The 15,833-nt window shown below is 53.7% G+C and carries 18 protein-coding genes; all 18 read left to right on the top strand.

Annotated elements, in window-relative coordinates; all coding sequences use genetic code 11:
- The first annotated feature begins 8 nt into the window (after window positions 1–8).
- The 18 genes from N24_RS06705 (at window position 9) to N24_RS06800 (ending at window position 15,824) form a co-directional block, all read left to right on the top strand.
- Window positions 9–659: an L-threonylcarbamoyladenylate synthase gene (locus N24_RS06705; RefSeq protein WP_096455450.1), complete on the top strand. Its 651-nt coding sequence runs from the start codon at window positions 9–11 to the stop codon at window positions 657–659.
- Window positions 660–1,808 (top strand): MraY family glycosyltransferase, encoded by a 1,149-nt coding sequence (locus N24_RS06710; protein ID WP_096455452.1) that lies wholly within the window; start codon window positions 660–662, stop codon window positions 1,806–1,808. It abuts the gene before it with no gap.
- Window positions 1,809–1,851: 43 nt separating this feature from the next.
- Entirely contained in the window at window positions 1,852–2,301 is a 450-nt protein-coding gene (locus N24_RS06715) for a hypothetical protein (protein WP_096455454.1), read from the top strand.
- Between the two features lie 624 nt (window positions 2,302–2,925).
- The gene (gene atpB, locus N24_RS06725; RefSeq protein ID WP_096455456.1) at window positions 2,926–3,738 is read left to right on the top strand and encodes a F0F1 ATP synthase subunit A; all 813 of its coding nucleotides are present in this window, start codon (window positions 2,926–2,928) and stop codon (window positions 3,736–3,738) included.
- A gap of 136 nt (window positions 3,739–3,874) precedes the next feature.
- On the top strand, window positions 3,875–4,117 hold the full coding sequence (locus N24_RS06730) for an ATP synthase F0 subunit C (protein WP_096455458.1): 243 nt from the start codon (window positions 3,875–3,877) through the stop codon (window positions 4,115–4,117).
- A gap of 30 nt (window positions 4,118–4,147) precedes the next feature.
- Complete coding sequence (locus tag N24_RS06735) at window positions 4,148–4,720, top strand: F0F1 ATP synthase subunit B (protein WP_096455460.1); 573 nt, start codon at window positions 4,148–4,150, stop codon at window positions 4,718–4,720.
- Between the two features lie 5 nt (window positions 4,721–4,725).
- On the top strand, window positions 4,726–5,541 hold the full coding sequence (locus N24_RS06740; RefSeq protein ID WP_096455462.1) for a F0F1 ATP synthase subunit delta: 816 nt from the start codon (window positions 4,726–4,728) through the stop codon (window positions 5,539–5,541).
- 61 nt (window positions 5,542–5,602) lie between these two features.
- Entirely contained in the window at window positions 5,603–7,246 is a 1,644-nt protein-coding gene (atpA, locus tag N24_RS06745) for a F0F1 ATP synthase subunit alpha (protein ID WP_096455464.1), read from the top strand.
- A 56-nt stretch (window positions 7,247–7,302) separates the two neighbouring features.
- On the top strand, window positions 7,303–8,280 hold the full coding sequence (locus tag N24_RS06750; RefSeq protein WP_096455466.1) for a F0F1 ATP synthase subunit gamma: 978 nt from the start codon (window positions 7,303–7,305) through the stop codon (window positions 8,278–8,280).
- A gap of 2 nt (window positions 8,281–8,282) precedes the next feature.
- Window positions 8,283–9,734, top strand: coding sequence for a F0F1 ATP synthase subunit beta (gene atpD, locus N24_RS06755; protein WP_096455468.1), 1,452 nt, complete (start codon window positions 8,283–8,285; stop codon window positions 9,732–9,734).
- Window positions 9,735–9,745: 11 nt separating this feature from the next.
- On the top strand, window positions 9,746–10,120 hold the full coding sequence (locus N24_RS06760; RefSeq protein WP_096455470.1) for a F0F1 ATP synthase subunit epsilon: 375 nt from the start codon (window positions 9,746–9,748) through the stop codon (window positions 10,118–10,120).
- Window positions 10,121–10,363: 243 nt separating this feature from the next.
- Window positions 10,364–10,837: a DUF2550 domain-containing protein gene (locus N24_RS06765; protein WP_096455472.1), complete on the top strand. Its 474-nt coding sequence runs from the start codon at window positions 10,364–10,366 to the stop codon at window positions 10,835–10,837.
- Between the two features lie 26 nt (window positions 10,838–10,863).
- Window positions 10,864–11,556 carry an endonuclease NucS gene (gene nucS / locus N24_RS06770; protein WP_096455474.1) on the top strand — a complete coding sequence of 231 codons (693 nt, stop codon included), beginning with the start codon at window positions 10,864–10,866 and terminating at the stop codon, window positions 11,554–11,556.
- A gap of 15 nt (window positions 11,557–11,571) precedes the next feature.
- Complete coding sequence (locus N24_RS16560) at window positions 11,572–11,859, top strand: hypothetical protein (RefSeq protein WP_096455476.1); 288 nt, start codon at window positions 11,572–11,574, stop codon at window positions 11,857–11,859.
- Between the two features lie 55 nt (window positions 11,860–11,914).
- Entirely contained in the window at window positions 11,915–12,220 is a 306-nt protein-coding gene (locus tag N24_RS06780; RefSeq protein WP_096455478.1) for a thiamine-binding protein, read from the top strand.
- A 75-nt stretch (window positions 12,221–12,295) separates the two neighbouring features.
- Complete coding sequence (locus N24_RS06785; RefSeq protein ID WP_096455480.1) at window positions 12,296–13,222, top strand: tetratricopeptide repeat protein; 927 nt, start codon at window positions 12,296–12,298, stop codon at window positions 13,220–13,222.
- A gap of 677 nt (window positions 13,223–13,899) precedes the next feature.
- The gene (locus tag N24_RS06795; protein WP_096455484.1) at window positions 13,900–15,057 is read left to right on the top strand and encodes an LLM class flavin-dependent oxidoreductase; all 1,158 of its coding nucleotides are present in this window, start codon (window positions 13,900–13,902) and stop codon (window positions 15,055–15,057) included.
- A complete protein-coding gene (locus tag N24_RS06800; protein WP_096455486.1) occupies window positions 15,054–15,824 on the top strand; it encodes an ABC transporter permease in 771 nt (256 codons plus the stop codon). Before N24_RS06795 ends, N24_RS06800 begins: the two co-directional genes overlap by 4 nt.
- Window positions 15,825–15,833 lie beyond the last annotated feature (9 nt).

Here is a 15,833-nt window from a genome sequence, read left to right on the forward strand (position 1 = left end):
GCAAAACAGTGAGCAGAATTTATGACTGTGCCGACCAAGACTCACGCGCAGCAGGCCTTAAGGCGGCTGTCGATGCGGTCAAGGCCGGTCAGCTCGTTGTCCTTCCCACGGATACCCTTTACGGGCTTGGCTGCGATGCCTTCAACAATGAGGCAGTAGCCAAGCTGCTTGCAACCAAACACCGCGGACCAGATATGCCTGTGCCTGTCCTAGTGGGCAGCTGGGACACAATCCAAGGGCTTGTGCACAGCTACACTGCGCAAGCCAAAGCGCTGGTGGAAGCATTTTGGCCAGGTGGCCTTTCCATTATCACTGCGCAAGCGCCTAGCCTGCCGTGGAATCTTGGCGATACACGCGGCACCGTGATGCTGCGCATGCCTCTACACCCCGTGGCTATTGAGTTGCTGCGTCAAACCGGACCCATGGCAGTATCTTCCGCGAATATTTCTGGACACACCCCACCTTCTACGGTATTGGAAGCGCGTCAGCAGCTTAACCAAAACGTCGCGGTCTATCTTGATGGCGGTGAATGCGCAATCGGCAAACCATCGACCATCGTAGATATTTCCGGTGCTGCTCCAAAGATCTTGCGTGAAGGAGCTATTAGTGCAGAACGCGTTGGCGAAGTGCTTGGAGTAACGGCAGAAAGCCTGCGCTAAATGGGAGTCGGTTTCGCGGGAATCCCGCTGCGCGAATTGGGATTGGTGATCCTAGTTGCAGCCGCCATCACGTATCTCACCACGGGGATCATTAGAACCGTCATGGTTAAAAGTGGTCGCCTCAATGAGATCCGGGAAAGAGATGTCCACATCATTCCCAAACCACGTCTTGGCGGCGTGGCGATGTTCAGTGGATTTCTCGGCGCAGTGTTCCTTGCGGACCAGCTTCCTGCCTTGACACGAGGCTTTATGCCCATCACACCAGAGATGAATGCCGTTATTTGGGCGGGCTTTGTCATCGTTGTTGTGGGCGCATTGGACGATCTTTTTGATCTGGACGCAATAACCAAATTGGTTGGCCAAATATGTGGTGCTGTGACCATGAGTTTATTGGGACTCACATGGTCGATTCTGTATATGCCTTTTGGTGGGGGAACCACGTTGTTGCTGGATCAGGTCCAGTCAACAGTCTTGACATCTTTGTTCACTGTCGCGTTAATTAACGCGCTGAATTTTGTCGATGGTCTAGATGGGCTCAGTGCTGGTGTTGGAATGATTGCTGGCGCAGCGATTTTACTGTTTTCCCTCACCATTCTTTTCGACCAAAATGGCGCAGTGTCGGCCTATCCACCCGCCATAATCGCAGCAGCCTTGGTGGGAATCTGTGCCGGTGTGCTTCCACATAATTTCGAGCCGTCCCGAATCTTCATGGGCGATTCGGGATCCATGCTCATCGGGTTGTTGCTCGCGGCGGCATCAACATCAGCGTCTGGCAAAATCAATATGAGCTTGTATGGAACTGCCGATATTATCGCTTTGATTTCACCGATCATCGTCGTGCTGGCCGCCGTTGCCATCCCGCTCCTAGACCTCGTCATGGCGGTTGTCAGACGCGTAGGTAGGGGAGAGTCCCCCTTCGCTCCAGACAAAATGCACCTGCATCACCGGTTGCTATCGATTGGGCACACCCACCGACGAGTGGTGCTTGTGCTTTACACCTGGGCCAGTGCCGTTGCTTTTGGTGCGGTGAGTTTCTCCGTTGTGCCACCACTATTTGCCACGGCCTTAAGTGTTCTAGGAATCCTCATTGCAGTGTCAGTTACCGCTGTGCCAGTGATTCGAGGCAGGCGTCAAGCCAAGCTTGACTAACTAATTGTTACATCAGGGGCATAAACCGGTAGGATTCCCCTTCGTGAGCGCCGAAAATACTGACAACACCGATTCCCCGTTTGAAATCTCTGAATTTGATGATCACCGACGCCCCCTCCAGCGGGCCTTAAAATTTGGTTCCATCGCGTTAGTCATCTTTACCCTCATTTCTCTAGCAATCTGGGGAGCCACCCGTGGCGTTCCTGGAGTATGGGGAGTAGTAATCGGGGCAGCAGTGGGTGGTGGCTTTGTTCTGCTGACCGCTTTGAGCGTGCTGTTTACCGCCAACTCCAACATCACAACTACTGGCGCTGTAGTCCTTGGTGGCTGGCTGCTAAAAATCGTCATCTTGATCATCGTCCTCGCTGTCATCAAAGACATGACTTTCTACGACAACACCGCTCTTTTTGTCACAGTGGTGATAGCCCTCGTAGTTGTTCTACTCACTGAAGTGTGGGGAGTTGTCACCTCAAGGGTTACATACGTCGGTTAGCTATTCGGTCATTTTCACGCCTCCGATTCCCACAAAACAGGGGAGCGGGGGCGTTTTTATTAATGCCCCCTTTGCTTGCGGGAAGCCGTATATGTCTTGTGTCACGATAATTGCTTAAGGGAGAGCTGAACCGCAGTAAGAAGCCATGAACGAGGACGAGGAAGTCACGGATGTGCTGAAAAACAAGCGTCGAGGAATTGCGGAAATACTTGCGAAATACTGGCAAACATCTGGTGAATTTTCTCCAGGAAACCCACACAAATTACCCCCGTTTGCCCTCAAAATGGACGTTGTGACACACATAACACCCCCTGATCGTACCCGCTCACACGCTATTTTCATCAAAGTGTTGGCTCACTGTACTGAATGCCCCCGCTCCACTTGGATAAAAGAGGAATTCACCTGTTAATCTATAACGCGGGTTGAACCGAGAAACCTCCCAAGGCAGCAGACAATAGCCAAAAGGGGTTTTGCGGAGCACGTCCCCTGTGATCGTTGCGCTGATGTGCGACGGAGTCCGTAGCGATTACAGCGAGTTTTTCAGACGTCCATCGCACCGTGCACACAAATTTAAGGTGCACGGCCCGAACACGGGAGAGAACGCTGAGCGTTACAACACTGTCCATGAAGGGCGAATTTCACGCCCCCGATTTGGACAAAGAATTTTTCCCGGGGCACGTAACCGATAATGGTGAAGTCGTGAACATGCTGTTCACCGATTTCGCTAATGGTTGGTTCGCAATGGACCGCATCGTATTGATTCGTCTTCTCATGGCGGCAATCGTTGTGGTCTTCTTCCTTTGGGCCATGCGCAAGCCAAAGCTTGTTCCTCATGGCGTCCAGAATTTTGCAGAGTACGCACTCGATTTCGTTCGTATTCACATCGCAGAAGATATCCTCGGAAAGAAGGAAGGTCGTCGGTTCCTGCCGATCTTGACCACCATCTTCTTCGCGGCACTCTTGATGAACCTTGCAACGATCATTCCGGGATTAAACATCTCCTCCAACTCACGTATTGCATTCCCAATCGTGATGGCGGTAGCTGGTTACATCGCGTTTATCTACGCAGGTTCAAAGCGTTATGGCTTCTTCAAGTACGTGAAGTCTTCTGTTGTGATTCCAAACATTCCACCAGCTCTACACATTCTGGTGGTTCCAATTGAGTTCTTCTCTACCTTCATCCTGAGGCCAGTCACCCTGGCACTGCGTTTGATGGCCAACTTCCTAGCTGGTCACATCATCTTGGTTCTGCTTTTCTCCGCAACGAACTTCTTCTTCTTCCAGTTCAACGGATGGACAGCAATGTCCGGCGTAACCATCCTGATGGCAGTTCTCTTCACGGTGTACGAGCTCATTGTTATCTTCCTGCAGGCATACATCTTCGCTCTGCTGGTAGCTGTCTACATTGAACTTTCACTCCACGCGGATTCTCACTAGATGAACAAAAAGGTCGCCACTTATGGTTTCTTGCACAAGTTGCCTAAATGGCGAGCGGACCACTCGGTCAACTGAATAACCCCACTACACACTTCACAGCCCGAAAACACGGGCACCAGAAAGGGAACGACACCTCATGAACGAGATCATCCTGGCACAGGACGCAACCGAGTCCTCCATCACCGGCCTTGGCGCTGTCGGCTACGGCATCGCAACCATCGGACCTGGCCTCGGCATCGGCATCCTGGTTGGTAAGGCTCTCGAGGGTATGGCACGTCAGCCTGAGATGGCTGGACAGCTCCGTACCACCATGTTCCTGGGCATCGCCTTCGTTGAGGCCCTGGCACTGATCGGCCTTGTTGCTGGCTTCCTGTTCTAATCAGCTGACCTAACCGAAAGCTGGTAAACCATGGCGAATTCGATTTACAACTTGGCGCACGCTAACGCAGATGCGCTGCCTTTGGAGAGCGGAAACTCAATTCTGACTCCTCCGATGTATGACATCGTCTGGTCCCTCATCCCGTTTTTGATCATCCTGATCGTATTTTGGAAGCTTGTTCTTCCGAAGTTCCAGGAGGTCCTGACCGAGCGTGAGGACCGGATCAAGGGAGGCATTCAGCGCGCCGAAGCTGCACAGGCTGAGGCAAAGGCTGCCCTTGAAAAGTACAACGCACAGCTCGCTGAGGCCCGTACCGAAGCTGCTGAAATCCGTGAGCAGGCGCGCGAGCGCGGCAAGCAGATCGAGGCAGAACTGAAGGACAAGGCCAACGAAGAGAGCAACCGCATCATCGAGTCCGGTAACAAGCAGCTTCTGGCACAGCGCGAGCAGGTCGTTAACGAACTGCGTCGCGAGATGGGCCAGAACTCCATCAACCTTGCCGAGCACCTTCTTGGAGATCAACTCTCCGATAACGTGAAGCGCTCTGGCACGATTGATCGCTTCCTCGCCGACCTCGATACCGTGGCACCGAACGGAAAGTAGGCGACATGCACGCAGCAAGCCGCGAGGCACTGGCAAAGGTATCGTCCGATCTGGACACTGCTCTAGCAGCAGATAACACCATGGCAGTTGCCGCCCAGGCTGGATCTGAGCTTTTCGACGTCGTCGACGTTCTCGACGGCGACCGAGCTCTGCGTGTTGCTGTTGCTGACTCTTCCAAGGATGCACACAGCCGAGTCGGCCTCATTGAGGCTGTATTCGGTGGAAAAGTGAGCCCAACTGTTCTCGAAGTCCTCAAGGACGCCGCAGAACAGAACTGGTCCACTCCACGCGAGTTCCGCGCTGGACTAGTCCAACTTGGCCGTCGCGCCCTTCTTCGCTCTGCGGAGAAACAGGGTCAGCTCGGTCAAGTCGAAGACGAACTGTTCCGACTAAGCCGTATCCTGGATCGCGAAAGCAAGCTAACCCAGCTGCTTTCCGATCGCACCCAGGAAATTGGCGGACGACGCGACCTTTTGGCAAAGGTGCTCTACGGCAAGGTAACTGCTGTTACTGAAGCCCTGGCACTCCAAGCAATTGGTCGCCCTGAGCACAACCCAATCGATGACATTGCAGCACTAGCTGGCGAAGTAGCAACGCTACAGGGCCGCTCCGTTGCACATGTTGTTAGTGCCGTTGAACTCAACGAGGGACAGCAACAAGCGCTAGCTGAAAAGCTGGGACGTATTTATGGTCGTGCGATGAGCATCCACTCCGAGGTTGATACCAGCCTCCTCGGTGGAATGATCATCCGCGTCGGAGACGAAGTAATTGACGGCAGCACCTCGGGCAAGCTCGAGCGTCTGCGGGCAAGCTTCGCATAAAGACACGACGAATTAGACAACATTAGTAATGCTGGAAGAAACAACCGAGAGCAGGAAGAACATGGCGGAGCTGACGATCTCCTCCGATGAGATCCGTAGCGCGATTGCGAACTACACCTCGAGCTACTCCGCGGAGGCCTCCCGTGAGGAGGTCGGCGTGGTTATTTCGGCCGCTGACGGTATCGCCCAGGTTTCGGGCCTCCCGTCAGTAATGGCGAATGAGCTCCTCGAATTCCCGGGCGGCGTCATCGGCGTCGCACAGAACCTCGAAGCTGACCGAGTCGGCGTCGTGGTCCTGGGTAACTACGAGCTACTGAAAGAAGGCGACCAAGTTCGTCGTACTGGAGACGTTTTGTCTATTCCAGTCGGCGAGGCATTCCTTGGCCGCGTTATCAACCCCCTTGGCCAGCCGATTGACGGACTGGGCGAAATCGCAGCTGAAGAGGACCGCGTCCTTGAGCTTCAGGCACCAACCGTGCTTGAGCGTCAGCCAGTCGAAGAGCCTTTGGCAACCGGCATCAAGGCTATCGATGCAATGACCCCAATCGGCCGCGGTCAGCGTCAGCTGATCATTGGTGACCGTAAGACCGGTAAGACCGCAGTCTGCGTTGATACCATCCTTAACCAGAAGGCCAACTGGGAGACCGGCGACAAGAGCAAGCAGGTTCGCTGCATCTATGTCGCAATCGGTCAGAAGGGCTCCACCATTGCAGCCCTGCGTAAGACCCTCGAGGAGCAGGGCGCTCTCGAGTACACCACCATCGTGGCTGCACCCGCTTCCGATGCTGCAGGCTTCAAGTGGCTTGCACCATTCGCTGGCGCTGCTCTCGCCCAGCACTGGATGTACCAGGGCAACCACGTCCTAGTCATCTACGATGATCTGACCAAGCAGGCTGAGGCATACCGTGCCATCTCCCTGCTGCTGCGTCGCCCACCAGGCCGCGAAGCATACCCAGGTGACGTCTTCTACCTGCACTCCCGTCTGCTGGAGCGCGCTGCGAAGCTGTCCGATGAACTAGGCGCAGGTTCTATTACCGCACTGCCAATCATTGAGACCAAGGCTAACGACGTTTCCGCCTTCATTCCTACCAACGTGATTTCCATCACCGACGGTCAGGTATTCCTTGAGTCCGACCTGTTCAACCGTGGCATTCGCCCGGCGATCAACGTCGGTGTATCCGTCTCCCGTGTCGGTGGCGCAGCTCAGACCAAGGGTATGAAGAAGGTTGCCGGTTCCCTCCGTCTGGATCTGGCTGCATTCCGCGACCTGGAAGCATTCGCTACCTTCGCATCTGACCTGGATGCTGCATCCAAGTCCCAGCTTGAGCGTGGCCAGCGCCTCGTTCAGCTGCTGATTCAGTCTGAGAATGCACCTCAGGCTGTTGAGTACCAGATCATCTCTCTCTGGCTTGCAGGCGAAGGCGCATTCGACAACGTTCCTGTTGAAGATGTTCGTCGCTTCGAGTCCGAACTGCACGAGTACTTGGGCTCCAACGCTGCACAGGTCTACGAGCAGATCGCTGGTGGAGCACAGCTTTCCGACGAGTCCAAGGAAACCTTGCTCAAGGCAACCGAAGACTTCAAGAGCGCTTTCCAGACCACCGATGGCACCCCTGTCATCAACGAGCCTGAGGTTGAAGCACTCGATGCAGGCCAGGTCAAGAAAGACAAGCTCACCGTTTCCCGCAAGGTCAGCAAGAAGTAAGGCAGCGAGCCTACACTAAATGACTGTCCAAGCAACTGAAGGGAGGCGTGTGAACCATGGCAACAATTCGTGAATTGCGTGACCGAATTCGTTCGGTTAACTCAACCAAGAAGATCACCAAGGCTCAAGAGCTCATCGCCACCTCTCGCATCACCAAGGCACAGGGTCGCGTCGCGGCAGCTGCGCCGTACGCCGAGGAAATCCAGCGCGTGCTGGAGCGCCTCGCGTCGGCAAGCTCCCTAGACCACCCAATGCTGCGTGAGCGTGAAGGCGGCAAGCGAGCCGCCGTGCTCGTGGTTACTTCTGACCGCGGCATGGCTGGTGGCTACAACCACAACGTTCTGAAGAAGGCAGCGGAGCTGGAAAAGCTTCTCGCCGAAAGCGGATACGACGTGGTTCGTTATGTCACCGGCAAAAAGGGCGTCGACTACTACAAGTTCCGCGCTGAAGATGTGGCCGGCTCCTGGACTGGATTCTCACAGGATCCAGACTGGGCAGCTACCCACAACGTGCGCCGTCACCTCATTGATGGTTTCACCGCCAGCTCTGAAGGTGAAGCTGCATGGCGCGAGGGACTGAACCAACCAGAAGGCCAGGATATCCAGGGCTTCGACCAGGTTCATGTGGTCTACACCGAGTTCATCTCCATGCTGACTCAAAACCCAGTAGTGCACCAACTGCTGCCTGTTGAGCCAGTTATCGAAGATGAAATTTTCGAAAAAGGCGAGGATCTGCTGTCCTCTTCCGGCGATGTCGAACCCGACTACGAGTTCGAGCCGGATGCAGACACTCTGCTTGAGGCACTGCTTCCGCAGTACGTCTCTCGTAGGCTGTTCTCCATTTTCTTGGAGGCCGCAGCTGCAGAGTCCGCTTCACGTCGAAACGCGATGAAGTCTGCGACTGACAACGCTACGGAACTGGTCAAGGACCTGTCCCGTGTGGCCAACCAGGCACGTCAGGCACAGATCACCCAGGAAATCACAGAGATTGTTGGTGGCGCAGGTGCGCTCGCCGACAGCGGAGAAAGTGACTAATTATGACTACAGCTCTTGAAGAGCAGAACGCACAGCAGGCAGCCACTGCCGGCCGTGTCGTGCGTGTCATTGGTGCGGTCGTCGACGTGGAGTTTCCCCGCGGCGAGCTGCCAGCACTGTACAACGCACTTACTGTAGAGGTAACCCTCGAATCAGTTAAGAAGACCGTTGTTCTCGAGGTTGCTCAGCACCTCGGCGACAACCTCATCCGCACCATCGCTATGGCACCAACCGACGGACTTGTCCGCGGCGCTGCTGTAACCGATACCGCACGCCCAATTTCCGTACCAGTGGGCGATGTTGTTAAGGGCCACGTATTCAACGCTTTGGGCGACTGCCTAGACGACGTTTCCCTGAACACCAACCCAGACATCGAGCGTTGGGGCATCCACCGCGAGCCACCATCATTCGACCAGCTCGAGGGTAAGACCGAGATCCTGGAAACAGGCATCAAGGTTATCGACCTTCTCACCCCTTACGTTAAGGGTGGAAAGATCGGCCTCTTCGGTGGTGCAGGTGTGGGTAAGACCGTTCTTATCCAGGAAATGATCACCCGTATTGCACGTGAGTTCTCCGGTACTTCCGTGTTCGCAGGTGTTGGTGAGCGTACCCGTGAGGGCACCGACCTCTTCCTCGAAATGGAAGAAATGGGCGTTCTCCAGGACACCGCCCTGGTGTTCGGTCAGATGGATGAGCCACCAGGAGTCCGTATGCGCGTGGCTCTGTCCGGCCTGACCATGGCTGAGTACTTCCGCGATGTTCAGAACCAGGACGTGCTGCTGTTCATCGACAACATCTTCCGTTTCACCCAGGCAGGTTCTGAGGTTTCCACCCTTCTGGGTCGTATGCCTTCCGCCGTGGGTTACCAGCCAACCCTGGCTGACGAGATGGGTGTTCTCCAGGAGCGCATTACCTCCACCAAGGGCCGTTCGATTACCTCTCTGCAGGCTGTTTACGTTCCTGCCGATGACTACACCGACCCGGCTCCAGCGACCACCTTCGCTCACTTGGATGCAACCACCGAGCTCGACCGCTCCATTGCTTCCAAGGGTATTTACCCAGCAGTGAACCCACTGACCTCTACCTCTCGTATTCTCGAGCCAGCAATCGTTGGTGAGCGTCACTACGAGGTGGCTCAGCGTGTCATCGGTATTCTGCAGAAGAACAAGGAACTCCAGGACATCATCGCCATCCTTGGTATGGACGAGCTGTCTGAAGAGGACAAGATCACCGTTGCTCGCGCACGTCGTATCGAGCGCTTCCTGGGTCAGAACTTCTTCGTTGCAGAGAAGTTCACCGGTCTTCCTGGCTCCTACGTGCCACTGACCGACACCGTCGACGCTTTCGAGCGTATTTGCAACGGCGACTTCGACCACTACCCAGAGCAGGCTTTCAACGGCCTCGGTGGTTTGGACGATGTCGAAGCTGCATACAAGAAGCTGACCGGAAAGTAAGGTAGAGACACATGGCTGAAATCACCGTTGAACTGGTGTCTGTAGAGCGCATGCTGTGGGCCGGCCAGGCCTCCATCGTGACTGCACAGACCACCGAGGGTGAGATCGGCGTGCTGCCCGATCACGAGCCTCTTCTTGGCCAATTGGTTGAGAACGGTGTCGTGACCATCCAGCCGATCGACGGCGAAAAGCTTATCGCCGGCGTTTCGGGTGGATTCCTCTCCGTATCCAAGGAAAAGGTGACGATCCTCGCGGACTTCGCCGTCTGGGCGAATGAGGTTGATACCGCATCCGCCGAGGCTGACCTTAATTCGGACGACGAGCTGGCCAAGGCACACGCCGAGGCTGGGCTGCGCGCGGTCCGCCGCAGCAGCGAAGGTCTCTAAACCTCCGTTTAGCTGAAGTAGTAAAACCCGCTGATATTTCTAAAGGAAGTATCAGCGGGTTTTGGTATTTCAGGGTGTCGCTTTAGCCCCACTGTGGGGGTGATTTATTGGGAGTACCTTGGGTCCTGACAACCTATGATCCTTGACCTCGGCAGGATTGATGTCGGCGGTTTCGCGCCAGGCGACATTGTGAGTAGGATCGTCTAAAATCGTTCTCTTTCGCAGGAAGGACTCAAAAAGGCCGTGGAATATTTGACCTGGGGTTTGGTGATTGTTGCAGTGTCGGCGGTTCTTCTTGCTGCCTGGCGGTTTTTCACCTTACGTTCTCGGGGAACCACTGTGATTCTGCGCGAGCTGCCACAAAGCGGTGTTCATGGCTGGCGCCATGGATCATTTCGCTACAACGGCAACGACTTGGAGTACTTCAAGCTGCGCTCTTTGTCTCCCATGGCTGACCTTATTTTGAACCGCCTTTCAGTAACCTTGCTCGATCGTAGAGATCCAGCTGCTGATGAGGCGGTTTTTATGTCTCAAGGCTTAAAAATTCTGCACATTAAATCCAAAAATGACCAGATTGAATTAGCTTTGGACGCTCATGGGGAGATGGCGTTTACGGCGTGGCTGGAAGCCGCACCAGATGCGCGGGCGGAGCATTCCTTGAATCCACGTGATTTCAACCGCTTTCGATCCAGCAAAGACACCCGGAAAAACCGTTAGTAAGACGTCATTGTTATGGTGGGTGCATGCGTTTAGTCATCGCCCGTTGTTCAGTTGATTATGTTGGCCGTTTGGAAGCTCATCTTCCTTCCGCCGATCGCCTCCTAATGGTCAAGGCGGATGGTTCAGTGTCCATCCACGCCGACGATCGTGCATATAAGCCACTGAACTGGATGACACCGCCATGTTCTCTAACTGAAACACCCATTACTGATGAAGATGGTGAAGCAACAGGAGAGAGCCTGTGGGTGGTGGAAAACAAAAAGGGTGAACAGCTTCGAATTACGGTGGAAGAGATTCATTCGGAGCAAAACTTTGATCTCGGTCAAGATCCAGGCTTGGTGAAAGATGGAGTAGAAGATCATCTGCAAGAACTGCTAGCTGAGCACATCACCACGCTGGGAGAGGGATACTCATTAATTCGCCGAGAGTACCCAACAGCGATTGGGCCAGTGGACATTTTATGCCGAAACGCTGACGGTGAGACCGTTGCAGTAGAGATTAAGCGACGCGGTGGCATTGATGGAGTAGAGCAGCTAACTAGGTATCTAGAGCTATTAAACCGCGATGAGCTATTAAAACCGGTGCATGGGGTATTTGCAGCCCAAGAAATAAAGCCACAGGCCAAAACTCTGGCTGAAGACCGCGGCATCAAATGCGTTACTTTGGATTATCAAGCCCTTCGTGGCATTGAGTCCAACGAGCTCACTCTGTTTTAAAAGTAGCGGTGTGCAATGGGACGGAAAAATAGAAGAAACAATATTCAACCAGCTCGTCAGCTGCCGGTAGATGGAACCTCGTACTGGGGTACCCAAACTCAGGAAGGACCGAGCTGGTCTTTTGGAGAGCCCTATATGGTGAGACAAATAGGCTCTTCGGCGGCGAAGAAATTCTATATTTGTCCTGGTTGCAACCAAAACATTCCTCCGGGAGTAGCTCACATTGTCGCGTGGCCTAAGGAATCTGGTGGCCGGGCGGATGACCGCAGACATTGGCACAAGCCGTGCTGGGAGCGTCGATAAGCAAAATCTTTGGCGTCTAGATCATCAATAACCCTTCGAGGGTAGGGTGGCAGGCATGATTGTTGCATTTTCTGTTGCTCCGACTGTGACCGACAACCCCGATGCTGAGATGGCTGATGCAGTAACTGAAGCAATCCGGGTGGTTCGGGCTTCTGGTTTACCGAATGAAACCAACGCCATGTTTACCCTCATTGAAGGTGAATGGGACGAGGTGATGGCTGTGATCAAACAAGCAACCGAAGCCGTTTCGAGGGTATCTCCCCGCACATCGCTGGTGATAAAGGCAGATATTCGTCCTGGACATACCGGTCAATTGACTAGAAAAGTACAGGCTGTAGAAGAGCGTCTAGCTAGAGATTAGCTTTGTGAATAGACTTAGAACTTTGAGTTTTAAAAGTTTTTAAATGACGTTTAAGAAGAAAGCGTGAAATAAGTCGTGACGACACCGCACAATTTTGTAAGTGGCGCAATTGATTTAGGCGAAGTTAAGGCGCGGGCAGATGCGCGACAAAAAGCACACGAGCAAGGCCCTCAATCTGAGGGTGTAGCAAGCTCGATCGATATCACCATGGAGAATTTTGAAAATGAAGTTCTTCGTCGATCCACTCAGGTGCCAGTTGTCGTCCAAATTGGTACTCCACGTAGCCCTGATTCGGAACAGCTGAAATCAGATCTCACATCTCTAGCTGCTGCAAGCAATCGTCAATTTATTTTCGCCTACGTCAATGCCGATACTGACGGACCAGTTGCACAAGCGTTTGGAGTTCAAGGACTTCCAACCGTCATTGCTGTGGCTGCGGGACGCCCGTTGGCTGACTTTCAGGGAGGTCAACCAGCAGAAGCGTTGAAACAATGGACTGACCAAGTGGTCAAAGCCGTTGCTGGGCAATTGGAAGGACTTCCTGACCAAGGTGCTAACGGGGAGGAGGCAGATGAGCAAGAACCAGAAGACCCACGTTTCGATGCAGCAACCGATGCCTTAAACCGTGGCGCATTTGATGAAGCAATTGCAGTTTATGATTCCATTCTGGAAACTGAACCCAACAACACTGATGCCAAGCAAGCTCGAGATACAGCCAAACTTTTGGGCCGCCTCAGCATTGTGGATAAATCAGTTGACGTGAATGCAGCCGCAGATGCTGATCCTCAAAACGTGGAGCTTGCTTTCAACGCAGCTGATGCAGCTGTGGTGGCAGGGGATCCGGAAGCGGCGTTTGATCGTTTGATCGCATTGATGACCATTAGCAGTGGTGATCAAAAGACTCAGGTTAAAGATCGCTTGCTGGAATTGTTCGGCATGTTTGAAACTTCTGACCCACGCGTGTTGGCCGCGCGAGGGAAGATGGCGAGCGCACTGTTTTAAGCGCTAAAAGTTTGAGGGGTTTCCAGCCCGTTTAAAGTCTCGAATTTTCCCATGTGATTTGCTATGGACAAGCGCTACAAAACCTCTAAGAAGCGCTTCTGGTGTGCCACTGGTTTTTGGGGCGGCCATTTAACGAGAACCTTTACATAGAACCAGCTCGGGAGTTAGCGGTCGCTGCGTATGCGCGGTTTAAGCGTTCGAATTTTCGAAATGAGTATTTGGATCAACAAGGGTCTGAAAGGCTCTTAAACGCGATTCTGAGAGGGCATATTTTCAAGGGTCTCAGGCCAGATTTTAAGCAGTGACCACTGAAGCCAAACACACGTGCCAAGAATTTCGAAAAATCCAAATTCTTGACACGTGTGTTTGGTTTTCCTCCATGAACCAAACTCGCATGACAAAAATCCTTGAAAATCGAAAATCTTTGCACGCCTGTTTGGTCGTCGGCTATTACGTGTCAGGGATAGCCACGGGCAGCCAGAGATAGCCACGGATAACCACGGATAGCCAGAGGCAGGTGGCACCACCTAAACCCACCTAAACCCACCTATTTCTAAAACAGACAAATCTGTCTATATAATCATCTGAACCAATCTAATGCAAATTTGGAAATAGCTTTTATCCAGCCCGGATATAATACTTTCAACTAGACTAAGCGGTCTGTTTAAGTATGTTCCATGACATTAACTTTTCATTGGTTCCTATCCACTTCAGGTGATTCCCGAGGCATCATCGGCGGCGGTCATGGTGCGGAGAAATCTGGCACCTCCCGCGAGCTCAGCCACAGTTACCTCAAACAACTTGCGCTTGCCGCAGAGACCAACGGTTTTGAATCCGTCCTGACTCCAACGGGCACGTGGTGCGAAGATGCGTGGATTACTGATGCTTCGTTGATTGAGGCGACGAAGCGTTTGAAGTTCCTCGTTGCGCTTCGCCCAGGTCAGATTGGTCCTACACTGTCTGCGCAGATGGCTTCTACTTTTCAGCGGTTGTCAAACAATCGATTGCTGATCAATGTGGTCACTGGTGGGGAAGATGTGGAGCAGCGTGCGTTTGGTGATTTTTTAAGTAAGGACGAACGCTACGCTCGCACTGGGGAATTCCTTGAGATTGTCACAAGGTTGTGGCGCGGAGAAACCGTTACGCATCATGGGCAACATTTGCAGGTGGAGCAGGCTAGCCTGGCGCATCCACCAGAGGTTATTCCGGAGATTTTGTTTGGCGGATCTTCGCCGGCTGCGGGTGAGGTAGCTGCGAGTTATGCCGATACTTACCTGACATGGGGTGAAACTCCTGATCAGGTGGCGCAGAAAATCAATTGGATCAACGAGTTAGCAGCACAGCGTAACCGGGAACTGCGCCACGGGATTCGCTTCCACGTGATTACTCGCGATACGTCTGAAGAAGCGTGGGCAGTGGCTCAGAAGTTGATCAGCGGGGTTACTCCGCAACAGGTAGCGAAGGCTCAAGCCGGGTTTGCCACATCCAAATCAGAGGGTCAGCGCCGGATGGCGGAGCTGCATGGCAAGGGTCGTGCGTTTGCTAGCGGGTCCTCTGCCCGTGATTTGGAGGTGTATCCCAACGTGTGGGCAGGTGTCGGTTTGTTGCGCGGCGGTGCTGGAACAGCCCTTGTGGGCTCGCACGAGGAGGTTGCGGATCGCATCGAAGAATACGCAGCTCTCGGTTTGAATCAGTTTGTATTGTCTGGTTATCCGAACTTGGAGGAAGCGTTTTACTTTGGGGAAGGGGTTATTCCTGAGTTGGTGCGCCGGGGTGTCGATGTGGCGAACGAGGGTGGCGTCGAAAAGCAAAATCTTTTAAGGAAAGCGTCATGACTACAACCTTGACTCGACCCAAACTTGCGCTGCCTGCGCGCATCTATTCACCGCTTGCGGTGCTGGTGGTCTGGCAGCTTGGCTCAAGCCTGGGTGCCATCCCTGAGCGGATTCTGCCGGCACCCACGACGATCGTCGCCGCCGGCTGGGAGGTGGCTACAAACGGCACGCTTCTCGACGCCCTCCTCGTCTCAAGCCAACGCGTCCTTCTAGGCTTCGCCCTCGGTGCTGTCCTTGGAATTTCTTTGGGTGTGTTGACCGGCATGTCCAGATTCGCCGACACCGCTGTTGACCCCCTCATTCAAGCTGCCCGCGCACTGCCGCACCTGGGTTTGGTGCCACTGTTTATCATTTGGTTCGGTATTGGTGAGCTGCCGAAAGTGCTGATTATTAGCCTCGGTGTGCTGTATCCGCTGTACCTCAATACTGCGAGTGGATTTAGACAAATTGATCCAAAACTTCTTGAGGCAGGCCAGGTGATGGGTTTCGGATTCATCCAGCGGCTGCGCACCATCATCATCCCTTCCGCGGCACCGCAGCTTTTTGTGGGGCTGCGCCAAGCAAGTGCGGCGGCCTGGCTGTCACTGATCGTGGCGGAACAAGTCAATGCACGCGAGGGCCTCGGCTTCCTTATCAACAACGCGCGCGATTTCTACCGTACCGACCTCGTTATTTTTGGCCTCATTGTCTACGCCACTCTCGGTCTGCTGTCTGAAGCGCTGATCAGAGCGTGGGAACGCCACACCTTCCGCTACCGAAACGCTTAAGAAAGTTGC

Source organism: Corynebacterium suranareeae (assembly GCF_002355155.1).
Lineage (GTDB): Bacteria > Actinomycetota > Actinomycetes > Mycobacteriales > Mycobacteriaceae > Corynebacterium > Corynebacterium suranareeae.

Coding starts and splice junctions, on each gene's coding strand:
- N24_RS06735 (WP_096455460.1), top strand. CDS start 4,148: ATGGCGAATTCGATTTACAACTTGGCGCACGCTAACGCAGATGCGCTG.
- nucS (WP_096455474.1), top strand. CDS start 10,864: ATGCGTTTAGTCATCGCCCGTTGTTCAGTTGATTATGTTGGCCGTTTG.
- N24_RS06740 (WP_096455462.1), top strand. CDS start 4,726: ATGCACGCAGCAAGCCGCGAGGCACTGGCAAAGGTATCGTCCGATCTG.
- N24_RS16560 (WP_096455476.1), top strand. CDS start 11,572: ATGGGACGGAAAAATAGAAGAAACAATATTCAACCAGCTCGTCAGCTG.
- N24_RS06730 (WP_096455458.1), top strand. CDS start 3,875: ATGAACGAGATCATCCTGGCACAGGACGCAACCGAGTCCTCCATCACC.
- atpB (WP_096455456.1), top strand. CDS start 2,926: ATGAAGGGCGAATTTCACGCCCCCGATTTGGACAAAGAATTTTTCCCG.
- N24_RS06780 (WP_096455478.1), top strand. CDS start 11,915: ATGATTGTTGCATTTTCTGTTGCTCCGACTGTGACCGACAACCCCGAT.
- N24_RS06750 (WP_096455466.1), top strand. CDS start 7,303: ATGGCAACAATTCGTGAATTGCGTGACCGAATTCGTTCGGTTAACTCA.
- atpA (WP_096455464.1), top strand. CDS start 5,603: ATGGCGGAGCTGACGATCTCCTCCGATGAGATCCGTAGCGCGATTGCG.
- N24_RS06710 (WP_096455452.1), top strand. CDS start 660: ATGGGAGTCGGTTTCGCGGGAATCCCGCTGCGCGAATTGGGATTGGTG.
- N24_RS06795 (WP_096455484.1), top strand. CDS start 13,900: ATGACATTAACTTTTCATTGGTTCCTATCCACTTCAGGTGATTCCCGA.
- atpD (WP_096455468.1), top strand. CDS start 8,283: ATGACTACAGCTCTTGAAGAGCAGAACGCACAGCAGGCAGCCACTGCC.
- N24_RS06760 (WP_096455470.1), top strand. CDS start 9,746: ATGGCTGAAATCACCGTTGAACTGGTGTCTGTAGAGCGCATGCTGTGG.
- N24_RS06800 (WP_096455486.1), top strand. CDS start 15,054: ATGACTACAACCTTGACTCGACCCAAACTTGCGCTGCCTGCGCGCATC.